Source organism: Paenibacillus sp. FSL H8-0315 (assembly GCF_038005365.1).
Lineage (GTDB): Bacteria > Bacillota > Bacilli > Paenibacillales > Paenibacillaceae > Paenibacillus_AQ > Paenibacillus_AQ odorifer.
The window spans coordinates 5638958-5651321 of the sequence record NZ_JBBOTA010000001.1; the positions used below are offsets into that span (position 1 = coordinate 5638958).

At 45.9% G+C, this 12364-nt stretch carries 11 protein-coding genes; 8 read left to right on the forward strand and 3 right to left on the reverse strand.

The features are described 5' to 3' along the window. Positions 1–92 precede the first annotated feature (92 nt). The 3 genes from MHB56_RS24375 (at position 93) to MHB56_RS24385 (ending at position 1052) form a co-directional block, all read left to right on the forward strand. Positions 93–347 carry a hypothetical protein gene (locus tag MHB56_RS24375; RefSeq protein ID WP_076125091.1) on the forward strand — a complete coding sequence of 85 codons (255 nt, stop codon included), beginning with the start codon at positions 93–95 and terminating at the stop codon, positions 345–347. 121 nt (positions 348–468) lie between these two features. After that, positions 469–771: a HesB/IscA family protein gene (locus MHB56_RS24380; RefSeq protein ID WP_036689223.1), complete on the forward strand. Its 303-nt coding sequence runs from the start codon at positions 469–471 to the stop codon at positions 769–771. Between the two features lie 41 nt (positions 772–812). Beyond that, positions 813–1052 (forward strand): DUF1450 domain-containing protein, encoded by a 240-nt coding sequence (locus MHB56_RS24385; protein WP_036689224.1) that lies wholly within the window; start codon positions 813–815, stop codon positions 1050–1052. 570 nt (positions 1053–1622) lie between these two features. On the opposite strand, the gene MHB56_RS24390 is transcribed toward MHB56_RS24385, so the two are convergent. After that, positions 1623–3662 (reverse strand): LTA synthase family protein, encoded by a 2040-nt coding sequence (locus MHB56_RS24390; RefSeq protein ID WP_341144101.1) that lies wholly within the window; start codon positions 3660–3662, stop codon positions 1623–1625. A 205-nt stretch (positions 3663–3867) separates the two neighbouring features. After that, on the reverse strand, positions 3868–5007 hold the full coding sequence (locus tag MHB56_RS24395) for a THUMP domain-containing class I SAM-dependent RNA methyltransferase (protein WP_036689227.1): 1140 nt from the start codon (positions 5005–5007) through the stop codon (positions 3868–3870). A 202-nt stretch (positions 5008–5209) separates the two neighbouring features. On the opposite strand from MHB56_RS24395, the gene MHB56_RS24400 reads away from it, so the two are divergent. Then, complete coding sequence (locus tag MHB56_RS24400; RefSeq protein ID WP_076191324.1) at positions 5210–5839, forward strand: O-methyltransferase; 630 nt, start codon at positions 5210–5212, stop codon at positions 5837–5839. Between the two features lie 4 nt (positions 5840–5843). Here the strand turns inward: MHB56_RS24400 and MHB56_RS24405 are convergent, their stop codons facing one another. Next, positions 5844–7064: an MFS transporter gene (locus MHB56_RS24405; RefSeq protein ID WP_038569803.1), complete on the reverse strand. Its 1221-nt coding sequence runs from the start codon at positions 7062–7064 to the stop codon at positions 5844–5846. A 231-nt stretch (positions 7065–7295) separates the two neighbouring features. Here MHB56_RS24405 and hemE point away from each other — a divergent pair, with 231 nt between their 5' ends. From hemE to MHB56_RS24425, 4 genes are all read left to right on the forward strand, one after another. Further along, on the forward strand, positions 7296–8357 hold the full coding sequence (hemE, locus tag MHB56_RS24410; protein ID WP_076191327.1) for a uroporphyrinogen decarboxylase: 1062 nt from the start codon (positions 7296–7298) through the stop codon (positions 8355–8357). A 54-nt stretch (positions 8358–8411) separates the two neighbouring features. Continuing rightward, positions 8412–9368, forward strand: a complete 957-nt coding sequence (gene hemH, locus MHB56_RS24415; RefSeq protein WP_341144102.1) for a ferrochelatase — start codon at positions 8412–8414, stop codon at positions 9366–9368. After that, complete coding sequence (hemG, locus tag MHB56_RS24420; protein WP_076191332.1) at positions 9365–10789, forward strand: protoporphyrinogen oxidase; 1425 nt, start codon at positions 9365–9367, stop codon at positions 10787–10789. Before hemH ends, hemG begins: the two co-directional genes overlap by 4 nt. Before the next feature lie 162 nt (positions 10790–10951). Then, a complete protein-coding gene (locus MHB56_RS24425; RefSeq protein ID WP_341144103.1) occupies positions 10952–12349 on the forward strand; it encodes a CapA family protein in 1398 nt (465 codons plus the stop codon). Positions 12350–12364 lie beyond the last annotated feature (15 nt).

The window sequence follows — 12364 nt, forward strand, 5'->3', positions numbered from 1 at the left end:
AAACTTGCGTAAAATAAACCATAGGGTATGGCCGCTGTCGTCACTACACGTTATCCGCGGCTGTATCCTTTTTACTTGGGAGGAGGGTCACCATGAAACTGAAAAAAATACTGTCACTAAAACAATGGTCCCATATCTTCAGTAGCTCCTGGCAATACATCCGCTCCCCTAAAGTAGCAATGGGGGACAAGCTGTTATTTACAATTCCAGTATTGCTCTATTGGGTCTTGCCGGACTTCATGCCATTTATTCCGATCGATGATATTGGAGTGACCATGCTGCTAATGGGCTGGTTCGTGTCACGAATGGGCCGGAAATATCCTACCCTTCAGCAGGGTGAAGGATAGCACCGCACATTTTCGACAAGAACTTCAGAGCTAATTAGCCAATATAGTTGCTTTTAGATGTCATTTACCTTTAAAATAAGTAATTGAGTATTTAATTTTCGGACTAGGAGATGGAATATAGATGAAGGTCAAAATTACCCGTAATGCGGCTAAAGTGATAAAGAAACAAATGGAGCTGGAAGGAAACAGTGAGTTGAAGCTGCGCGTAGCAATTACACATGCACACGGTGATCATGCTCACTACGGACTGGACTTGGACACGCCTAAAGAGAACGATGTTGTAGTATCGACAGATAAGGAAATCGATGTTATTCTTGATCCGAGCCAACCACTCCTTGATGGCGTGGTCGTTGATTATTTGTATCTTCCACAAGAAGGTTTTGTCATTACGAATCCCTCTAAAGGTAATCACGGCGATCACTAAACATTCGCCTGTAAATTTCGAACACAAAGAAGGGTTGCTCCATGGCTAACGAAATACAAGTGTGCGATGAATGTAATTTCATGAAGTTGAAAAGTATTATCCCTAAGCTGCAAAAAATGGCACCTGATGCCGAGATCAAGGTCGGCTGCAAGTCGTACTGCGGTCCATGTGGCAAACGGGCTTTTGTTTATGTGAATGGTCGTTATGTGAGTGCTCCAACGGAGGATGAAGTGTTGAAGAAAGCGGAAGCTTTTATCAAACAGCCCTCCGTTCAGAAATAATACTGAGTTCTTATCAACTAAGATAATAGGGTCGATCCCTCTTTATTCTCAGAATAAGTAAAAGTAAACAGAGCAGCGATTCTCCTGTTATTTGGAGGATCGCTGCTCTGCGTTTTCTGGCCATTGACGGCTTACTTCAATCGTGTCCATCATCCCATCATTTCTCCGTCTCATCATCTCATCGTCCCACTATCTCACCGTCTCATCGAGCCCACCATCCTATCATTCCACCATCCCACAGGGGTTACGGACTCAGATGACGTTATTTGCCTGTTTTTAGCCTTTAAAGCAAGATTTCGGACCCCAGTGACGCTATTCCCTAAAAAGAGGCTCATATCGGCGTTTTCTAGGCTAATAGCTGCTCTGGAGTCCGTTAGCATTCCAAATCTCGGATAATGCTGCGTTTAGGGTCAGCTGTGTCCGTTAGTGAGATACTTCGCGGATCCAAGTCGGAAAACCAAACGTGCTTCCAACAACGATCAAGTGGTAAATGTCCAACATAGAGAGGATATCGCAGCAGCCCTTTTCGATAGTTTTTTGGACAGTCTCTTCGTTTACCCGGATGTAAGCTTAAGGTGCAGATTGTGTGTTCTTGAGCTTCTTGATTCCATCATATTTCATGATATCGTCGGAGATCTGTAGGCGGAGCTTACTGGTCTCATACCCGATGCTGCACTCCCCTACGTCAACGGCTTCGCGGCTTTCGAGACTATAACAGGTTCCGCTGGCAAATTGCCCATTTTCGCTGGGGAGATAAGAAAGCTTTGCATCGGCATAGGCGCCGGATCGCAGCGTTACAAGACGCTCATGCCCGCTAAACAGATTATTGCCCATGAGATAATAAGGATCACGTGAGATCCCCAGCAAATGGAGCAAGGAAGGTGTAAGATCCAACTGACCAGCTGGAGCTGAATCTAGGACAGAGGCGTTAGAGCCTGGCAGATGAATGAGCAAGGGTACCTGATGCATTATTTGCTGCATATCGAGTGCGCTAAGGCTTTTGCCGAGAAATTGTTCGTAATAAGAGGTCTCCTGAATCGAATTATCATGATCTCCATAGAATGCAACAATGGTATTATCCCACAGCCCACGCTGCTTCATCTCTTTGACCATTTCCCCTAAAGCTTCATCCGTATAGTGAACAGCCTGCAAATAATCTCCGAAGATCGTGCCCTTGAACTCTCCAGTATCAAGCCCTTGTTTATCTGCAGGGAGAGAATAAGGATGATGGCTGGATAGTGTAGTCAAAAATGAATAAAAAGGCTGCTTTATCGTTTCTGAAGTGTCCATAATATCGAGGGATTGCCGCAAAAAGGATTTGTCACCCAGAGACCAGCCTAGAGGTTCGTCTATTGTATAGTCTTTTTTGTTATAAAAATGGTCATAACCCATCGCGTTATACATAATCTGCCGATTCCAGAAGCTGCCTTCGTACGCATGAAAAGCATTGGTACTGTAGCCCTTTGATTTCAAAATAGCAGGCAGCGTGTCAAACTGATGATCCGGGTAACGGACAAATACCGAGCCGGAGACCAGCGGGTACAGGGAAGCGTTGGACGTGAAATCCGCATCGGAAGTTCGTCCTTGTGAGGTCTGATGGTAGTAATTGCTGAAATAGGTGTTTTCTTTGATTAGAGCGTTCAGATTAGGCGTGATCTCCTGGCCGGATATTGAGCGTCCAACTACAAAGTTCATAAAAGCTTCAGCTTGAATAACAACGATGTTGCTTCCGCTGTATTTTCCAAAGCTGTCATTATTGGCATTTTGCTCAGTGTTTTGTTTATTGAACCAGAGCTGCATTGAGGTGGCTTCTTCTTGCGAAAGCTCGGGCTGCGGACCTAGATGATCTTTAGCATATAAGTAAATATCATAACCGTGAAAACCGATTAGTCCGGTTACGTTATACATCGCCAGACTCCACCAGTTGCCAGTGAATAGATCTTTAGCCCAGGTAGTAGCGTAGGTGTGGATAGGGCCAAAGGTCAGCACGCAACCTAGCGCCAGAGCAACGATGCCATTCACGCTTCTTTTTAGCATCCTGCTCAGGCGTGAAGAGCGGCGGGAATAACCGGTTTGAGAATAAGAGTGAGATTGCCCATAACGGCGAGGGGCGGCATTAGACAAGTATGTATGGGTTTTCTGGTGGTAGAACCCTATTCCGATTCCATAGGCAATAAGCAGAAGCCAGTCAGCGAACAAATAAAGATCGGAAGGACGCAGTAGGGCGAAGATACTTCCACCAAGCGCATCCATCTGTCCAGCCTGAAACAATACGGGTACCGTGATAAAATCCTGAAAATAACGATAGTAGACGATATCCGAATAAATAAGCAGTGTCAGAAGCAAGTTTATACTTAACAACGCTATCGTCTGTCCCCGGCGGGGAAGCCACAGGGTCCAAAAAGACAATAACATGACTGAACCTACAGCAATCCATTTGTCCTGCCGGTTCATATCTATATTGGGAGCATGCAGCCCACTATGCAGAAATAATAACTTGGCCAGCATGATGCCAAGAAAAAGGAGATAACCGATATATCGGGAGCGAATCACAGCAGCTATTGTACTTGTTACGGTTCTGTTGCTCCGAATTGATGGAAAGTCAGACATTATAAAACCTCCTAACACAGAAAATAATTAAAACCAGAATAAACAATGTTGTTGTCTTTTTCAGATGATAAACGTTTCTCATAGAAATATATGAGCGAAAAGTTATAGGCGCTAAACTAAAACAGTCTTATACTCGGAGAAAAACGGACACCCTCCTCATACGAGGTAGATGTCCGTTCTGCATTCAAAGCAATGGTGATCCTAATTATTTCGGATTTCTAGGTGGAAGTGGACCCAAGTATTGATAATATTGACACTCGATACGTCCGTTATACAGTTTGCGGCGTTTGTCTGCCTTACGACCGTAAAATTGTTCGAATTCCTTGTATGGGCTGATCGCAAAAAATGACCATGTTGGCAGATATATCATCATTTCACCAAACTGGCGGGTCAGCTTTTCCACTTCTTTGTCATTACTGATTCGTTCCCCATAGGGAGGGTTGGTAATGATACAACCATATTCTCCTTCAGGTCTTGCTTTGGCGGCAGCCATCACTTTGAAGGTGATTTCTCCGGACAGTCCAGCACTCTTGGCGGCAGCTTCAGCAATTTCGATCGCTTCTGGATCAATGTCCGTACCTGTTAATTGCAAAGGATAATCGTCGCGCACCGCATCGAAAGCTTCTTCGCGCGCCTCTTCCCAAAGATGTTTGGGGATGACTGGCCAATGTTCAGATGGAAATGAGCGGCGTAGTCCTGGAGCAATATTCCAAGCGATCATGGCAGCTTCAATTAACAGTGTTCCCGAACCACAACATGGATCGAACAGGGGCCGATGGCCATTCCAGCGGCTAAGCTGGATTAGTGCAGCAGCCATTGTTTCCTTCAGTGGAGCCTCTGTTGCATGTCTGCGGTAACCCCGTTTGTGAAGCGCGGGTCCTGTGGTATCTAATGTGATCAAAGCGATGTCATTTAATAAAATCACTTCGATCACATATCGAGGACCGTTCTCCGGGAACCAGTCTGTATGATACGAAAGCTTCAGCTTCTCGACGATGGCTTTTTTGACAATCCCTTGGCAAGCGGGTACACTCGTTAGTTGTGATTTATGGGACCGTCCTTCAACCGGGAATTCTCCATTCTCTGGAATCCAGTCTTCCCAAGGCAACGCTTTAACCCCTTCGAATAACTCGTCAAAGGTTTTAGCAGGGAATTGGCCCATTTTAACCAATACGCGGTCAGATGTACGCAGCCACAAGTTACAGCGACAGATATCGATGTAATCACCGCTGAATAATACTCGTCCGTTCTCGACCTTGGTCTCATAACCCAGTTCGTTTAATTCGCGCGCTACCACAGCTTCTAAACCCATAGGGGCAGTAGCGATTAATTGTAATTTGCTCAAATACTCTCAACTCCGTTTAACTTGTAGATAAATACAAAAAGCCAGTACAATAAGAAGAGACGGCATTGTCGTCCTTTAAAGCATCCATACAAGTATAGGGGAATGTGGGACACTTCACAATGCCCGGCATTCCATAAATCATAAAATGTTCCCCGTCATCCCTTACTATGAGCAAACGGGGGATCCTCAAAGGAGAATCTTTATGCTTACGCAAGAAGAATACAGTGAACAACTTTATACAGAGGACGAAATTCTGCTTCGAGTAAAAGAAGCAATCGTTCAAGCAGGCATGCCGCCGGTGTCTGTCGAGCCGGGGTACGGAAGACTGCTCACCATGCTAGTTAGACTGTCTCGCTCTAAGCGTATTTTGGAAATTGGCGCACTTGGCGGTTACAGCGGAATTTGCTTATCCCGCGGTTTCTCTGAAAGTGGCACACTGACTTCGCTAGAGCTGAGAGCCGACTATGCCGAGCTTGCCCGCCGTAATTTAGAGCTGGCAGGCTTCGGGGATACTACGGAGTATAGAATAGGACCCGCAATGGACAGCCTGAAGGCACTGGAAGCAGAGGGCGCTAGGTTCGATTTCTTTTTCATTGACGCAGATAAGTTGAACTACACTAACTACTTGGAATATGCCATCAAGCTGGCCAATCCAGGAGCGATCATTGCGGGTGATAATATTTTTCTCCGTGGACGGACCTTAAATACAGATAGAAATGGTCCTGCCATCCTGGCTGTGCGCCACTTCAATGAGATGATCGCTACGGATGAACGTCTTATCAGTACATGTCTGCCTGCCTATGATGGACTGGCACTAGCGATGGTCAAATAGCTGATTAGCGAAATAACCGCGGTGTTGTTACTTTGTACAGCTTCAATCGAACCCAAATCGTATTAACGAGCAGCAAGCAGCCGGATATAATGAAAAGCCCCTCAATTCCGATGTAACCTGATAGAAAGCCGCCCAAGATAGCTCCCAGCATATTGCCTAGCGCCAATGTACTGCTGTTGAAGCCGAATGCGCGGCTTTCTTTTCCGTCAGGGGTATAGGAGCGGATAAGCGCATTAACGCTGGGCAACAGTCCGCCCATGAAGACTCCCATTAGGAAACGGACTATAATCAGCTGCCAGACACTAGTTACGAATGCCTGCGGAATTAGGAAGAGTGAAGCGCCAATTAACGCATAGGTCAGAATACGATGTGCGCCGACTTTGTCACTTAGCTTCCCAAGCAAGGGAGAAGCCAGCATATTGGAGATCCCTGTAACGGCACTGACCATCCCGGCCAAGAAGGCTATATTCTCAGCGGGTCCATTTAATTTTTCTACATAAAGTGGCAACAAGGCCATAGGACTAATCATTGCAAATTGCAGCAGAAAGGTTACACCGAATAGAGCTGGAAGCTGAGGGATTTTGATTAATTCCTTCAAGCCTGCGAGTACAGAAACCTGTGGCTCTTGTGCGGCTTCGGCGCGGTCGAATTTTTCTTTAACAAGAAATAATGCCAGCAGAGAGGCGATAAAGAGCAAGGCTCCAACGACATAAAAAATCGGCCGAAATCCGATTAAATCGGCAAGTAAGCCACCAATCAGTGGCCCTAGAATTGTTCCTGCTACAGATCCTGATTGCATCAATCCCATGGAGAAGCCCATACGTTCTTTGGGGGTAGTACCTGACACCAGTGCGATGGAGGCGGGATTGAAGCCAGAGATCGTACCGTTTAAGAGACGGAGCAGGAGCAGCTGTAAAGGGGATTGTGCGAAGCCCATTAATACCATGACAATAGCCATGCCAAAGCTGGAACGCAGCAACATGATTTTACGTCCATATTTGTCTGCAAGCTTGCCCCATAATGGCTGGAATATGAAAGAGGTTAAGAAGTTTGCGGCAAAAATAAGTCCCGCCCAGATTCCAATTTCATGTTCACCCTGGACACCAAGATCCTTCGCAAGGTACAAGGTCAGGAAGGGTGTAATCATTGTCATTCCAGCATTCACCAAAAATTGCCCGAACCAAAGCACTAAGAGGTTGACCTTCCAGGTCTCCCATTTCTTCATAGTGCTTTCACATCCTTTCAAAGAATTTCAGAGAATATATGATTCACGGAAAAAATGCCATTTTATCAGTATATCATTTTTTGCAGCTTCATGTGTGCAACACATGTCATAGTAATGTCATAGGATTGTCATTCCAAACTCTTCGTATTAGTTGTTACAAGCTTTTAAAAAGGGCATAATAGTAGATATGCCGATTAAAAAAATCTAATAAAATATAATGGAGATCTTATCATGACCTACAATGACACTTTTATCCGCGCCTGCAGAAAGCAGGACACGGAGCACGTTCCCGTATGGTACATGCGGCAGGCCGGCCGTTATGATCCCGAGTACCGTAAAATTAAGGAAAAGTATTCGTTGCTTGAAATCTGCAAGCAGCCTGAGCTGGCGGCAGAAGTAACCATGATGCCCGTTCGCAAGCTGGGTGTGGATGCGGCCATTTTGTATTCCGACATTATGAATCCAGTTGCTTCAATCGGAGTGAAATTCGATATCGTTAAGGATATCGGTCCAGTGATTGAGAATCCGATCCGTAGTGCAGCTGATGTGGAGAGACTAAAACCCATTGATGTGGAGGGTGATCTGAGCCACATTTTGGAAACGATTGCTATTCTGGATAAGGAACTGGACGTTCCTTTGATCACTTTTGCAGGCGCGCCGTTTACAATTGCCAGCTATTTGATCGAAGGTAGACCTTCCAAAGGATATATCCGTACGAAAGAGCTAATGTACAGTGAACCCCGTGTCTGGGAAATGCTGATGGACAAGCTGGGCGATATGATTATCACTTACCTCCGAAGTCATGTGCGGAGTGGAGGCAAAGCCTTCCAATTGTTCGACAGTTGGGTTGGTGCGCTTGCTCCACGCGATTTTGAAACATACGTGCTGCCGACGGTTTCTCGTATTTTTTCCGAATTATCTGATCTTGATGTACCTAAAATATACTTTCCTGGCGTAAGCTCTGGAGAATTGCTGCCAAGTCTTACGAAGCTTCAAGCAGACGTAATCGGGCTGGATTGGCGAGTTAGCTTGACTGAAGGCCGACGCAGAATAGGCAATGAATTTGCGATTCAAGGAAATCTTGATCCATATTTGCTTACAGCTCCGATGGACCTCTTGAAAGAACGCGCGAAAGCACTGATCGATGAAGGTGTGCTTGAGCCAGGTTATATCTTCAATCTGGGCCATGGATTATTCCCGGAGGCCTCATTAGACAAACTTAGAGAATTGACGGAGTATATTCACACTTATTCTCAGGAAGTATTACAAGAAACGGCTAAGCAACGTTCGTAAAAATATAAGAATTTATATGTTCCACGCTATTAAATTGTAAAGGGGACGGAATCCGTGACAGTAAAAACAGGTGTTCTCGTCATGTCGTATGGCACTCCTAAGAGCCTAGAAGATGTTAAAGCTTATTACACGCATATTAGACGGGGGAATCCGCCAACAGCGGAGCAGCTTAAAGAGTTAACCGACCGTTATGAAGCAATCGTCGGGGGGGTATTCCCACTGCGGGAGAATACAGACCGGCAAGTAGAAGCTTTACAAGCAGCATTAAATGCGGATAAAGCGGGAGCGGATGTTGAATTTGTCTGCTATCAAGGCTTGAAGCATGCCAGTCCCTTTATTGAGGACGGCGTGGAGGCTATGGCGAAGGATGGCATTACTCAAGCAGTGGGTATTGTTTTGGCGCCACACTATTCCAGTATGAGTGTAGGGAGCTACATCAAGCGTGCGCAGGAAAAGGCTGATGCATGCAAGATTGACATGGGTTTTGTGGAGAGTTACCATATGCATCCTGAATTGATCGATGTGTTAAGCCAAAGAGTGTCGGCGAAGCTGGATCAATATATTGAAGCAGGTGCGACCCGTGATGAGATTCGCGTATTATTCAGCGCTCATAGTCTTCCAGAACGTATTCTGGCTATGGGTGATCCATATCGGGATCAGCTGCTGGAAACTTCGCAGGCAATTGCAGCTCAAGCAGGCATAACCAACTGGCAGTTTACTTGGCAAAGTGCTGGCCGCACAGCTGAACCGTGGCTTGGTCCAGATATTCTGGACACGCTGCAACAGCTTAGTAAAGAACAGGTGGAATACGTATTGGTGGCCCCTATCGGATTCGTATCCGATCATTTAGAGGTACTGTACGATCTCGATATTGAGGCAACAGCCGTAGCTGCAGAGCTTGATATGCGTCTTATGCGGATTGACTCACTGAATAGTGATCCCGCATATATGTCTGTATTGAGCGATGTAATTCGTAAACGACTGGAGCAGATGAAGGCCGCTCAATCATGATTGGCCCCACAAGAAAAATTGTTATCATAGGCGGAGGGCTGAGCGGACTCAGCGCCGCCTTTTATATTCGTAAATTTTATAAAGAAGCGGGTATTAAGCCTGATATTGTCTTGCTTGAGAAAGAGAAAAACCTCGGTGGAAAGATTGAAACCTTACATCGCGATGGTTTTGTGATTGAAAAGGGACCGGATTCATTTCTGGCGGAAAAGGCGGAGATGTGCGAGCTGGCTAAGGAATTGGAATTGGATCACGAGCTGGTATCCACTAACCCTCTTGCTAAGAAGCGATATATCTTGCAGCGGGACAAGCTTAATCCTTTGCCAAACGGTCTTGTACTCGGTATCCCTACCGAACTGAAACCTTTTTTATCAAGTGGGTTAGTTTCGTTTGGGGGCAAAATACGTGCGATGATGGATTTTATTCTTCCTCCGCGGCGTAATGATGAAGACGAATCGCTTGGTGAGCTTATTGAGCGCCGTCTAGGGTCTGAAGTGCTGGAGAACTTAACCGAGCCACTCCTCTCTGGCATGTACGCCGGAGATATACAAAAAATTAGCCTGCATGCTACTTTTCCGCAATTTGGACAATTAGAACAACAGTACGGCAGCCTTATTCGTGGAATGCGCACAGGGCGAAAGAATAAAAAGGCACAGGAAGGTACTACACAGAGTACCTTCTTGACGTTCCGCAAAGGGCTGCAAAGTCTCGTGCATAGTCTGATTTATGAGCTGCATGATGTAGAACAACGGACGGAATCTAACGTAGTTTCTATTCAGGCTGTTGGGAGTCCTTCTATTTATGAGGTAGAGCTGGAGAATGGCGAACGGTTGCTTGCGGATGATGTATATATCACTACGCCTAACTTTTCGGCTGCTGACTTACTTCGTCCCCATATGGAGGTTACGGCGCTGGAAGCGGTGGATTATGTTTCAGTAGCGAATCTAGTCATGGCTTTTAACAAAAAGGATATTGTTAACGAATATGATGGATCAGGTTTTTTTGTGCCTCGTAAAGAAGGGCGAAATATTACTGCCTGCACATGGACATCTACGAAATGGCCGCATACGGCTCCTGATGATAAGGTGCTTTTGCGCTGTTATGTGGGTCGTTCTGGTGATGAACAGAATGTTCAGCTGCCTGATGAGGCTTTGACGGAGCTTGTGCTTAAAGATTTGCGAGAGATCATGGGCATTACTGCGAATCCAATATTTACGGAAATCACCCGCTTAGAGCATTCCATGCCTCAGTATCCTATAGGACATCTTGATAATATTACCGAATTCCGCAAAGAATTAGCGGCTTCGCTTCCTGGTGTGTATGTCATTGGCGCCGGATTTAATGGCATAGCAATGCCGGATTGCATCAAGCAGTCCAAGCTTATTGCGGAAAGCGTTGCTAAACAGCTAATGAATGAAATGTGAGTACGATGACTAAATAAAACAGTGAAGCGAAGCATGAGGCGCTTCACTGTTTTTCTTTAGTTAGTAAAATTTTCTATTTCTATCGACTCTCTTATTTGTAGGGTGCTGTGATAGATATGCTATAATAAAAACAATTTGAGAGTAGAGGAGATCACAGAAACCATGTATCCGCCGCGATCGCGTTCTAGACAAAAGAACAAACATAAGAGCAAACGCAAGCGCAGAACGGCCTGGGCTTGGATCAATGCAGGTCTTCTTTTGATGATTACCGTGTTATTGACTTATAGCTTTACGAATGACCCTGACAAGAAAAGCGCCTCACCGCCTCCGGTAGCAGAAGCGACAGCTACGCCTATACCAGAGAGTAGTGATCAGCCTCAGACAGCACCTCCGGTGGTTGCAGTTGCAACGCCTGAAGCTACAGAGACGCCAAGCCCTTCTCCTACAGCAACTCCAGAGCCAACGCCTACACCGCAGGAGGAGCCCGAAGAGATTATTGAAACACAAGCTCCTGAAGCGACAGCGACCCCTGCGAAGGATGAGGACAGCTCGGAAGCAGCAAATAATGATGCAGTGTCTGGTCTGCCGTCAGATGATAACGCGTCTGGTAAGACGGTAACTTTGAATTTTGGTGGAGATGTTATATTTTCCGGGAAAGCTGGAGAACTGCTGGAGAAGAAAGGTTATGATTATTCGTATGCCGCATTGGAGGGTCTGTTCAAGAAAGATGATCTTACGATCTTGAATCTGGAAACTCCAGTGACCACAGGTGGCGTAAGTGCCACTAATAAGCAATTTGTATTCAAAGGATCACCACTCGCTCTGGATGCGCTTAAGTCAGCTGGTGTGGACGCAGTAAATATGGCGAATAATCACACGCTTGATCAAGGAGAGCAAGGCTTGCGGGATACCCTTAACCACCTTGCTGAAAGAGGAATTCCTTATGTGGGTGCGGGGCTTAACAGTAAAGAAGCATATTCGGCGCAATATTTTGAACGTAAAGGCATTAAGATCGCTTTGCTGGGATTCACCCGGGTGATTCCTGCGTCGGATTGGATGGCAGGAAAAAATAAGCCGGGTCTTGCCTCCGTATACGATAGTGCAGAGGGATTGAAGGCAATTGCTGCAGCCAAAAAGAAAGCCGATTTGGTGGTCGTAGTTGTCCATTGGGGTAAAGAACGGGTAGAACAATATGATAAAACGCAACAGTCGCTGGGCCATAGCTTTATCGATGCAGGAGCCGATCTTGTCATTGGCGGCCATCCACACGTGCTGCAAGGCGTGGAGCCATACAAGGGCAAATGGATTGCCTACAGCACCGGGAATTTTATTTTTACGAGATCTACAGTGCCTGCCACTTGGGAAACTGCGGTTTTTCAGGCGGAATGTAGTGTAAAAGGTCAATGCTCCTTAAAGCTGAAGCCTATGAAAGCCGAGCTAGCACAGCCTGTGCCGATGAACGAAGTGGATGGAAAGCTTTTGTTAAAAAGAGTAGAAGCTCTATCCGCAGGACAGGTAAAGATCGGCAGCGACGGTAAAGTCACTCAAGTTACCAAATAGGGTTCCTGGGAGGTC

Excerpts from the sequence above, each read along its gene's own strand:
- MHB56_RS24375 (WP_076125091.1), top strand. The coding sequence starts at position 93 with ATGAAACTGAAAAAAATACTGTCACTAAAACAATGGTCCCATATCTTC.
- MHB56_RS24380 (WP_036689223.1), top strand. The coding sequence starts at position 469 with ATGAAGGTCAAAATTACCCGTAATGCGGCTAAAGTGATAAAGAAACAA.
- MHB56_RS24385 (WP_036689224.1), top strand. The coding sequence starts at position 813 with ATGGCTAACGAAATACAAGTGTGCGATGAATGTAATTTCATGAAGTTG.
- MHB56_RS24390 (WP_341144101.1), bottom strand. The coding sequence starts at position 3,662 with ATGTCTGACTTTCCATCAATTCGGAGCAACAGAACCGTAACAAGTACA.
- MHB56_RS24400 (WP_076191324.1), top strand. The coding sequence starts at position 5,210 with ATGCTTACGCAAGAAGAATACAGTGAACAACTTTATACAGAGGACGAA.
- MHB56_RS24405 (WP_038569803.1), bottom strand. The coding sequence starts at position 7,064 with ATGAAGAAATGGGAGACCTGGAAGGTCAACCTCTTAGTGCTTTGGTTC.
- hemE (WP_076191327.1), top strand. The coding sequence starts at position 7,296 with ATGACCTACAATGACACTTTTATCCGCGCCTGCAGAAAGCAGGACACG.
- hemG (WP_076191332.1), top strand. The coding sequence starts at position 9,365 with ATGATTGGCCCCACAAGAAAAATTGTTATCATAGGCGGAGGGCTGAGC.
- MHB56_RS24425 (WP_341144103.1), top strand. The coding sequence starts at position 10,952 with ATGTATCCGCCGCGATCGCGTTCTAGACAAAAGAACAAACATAAGAGC.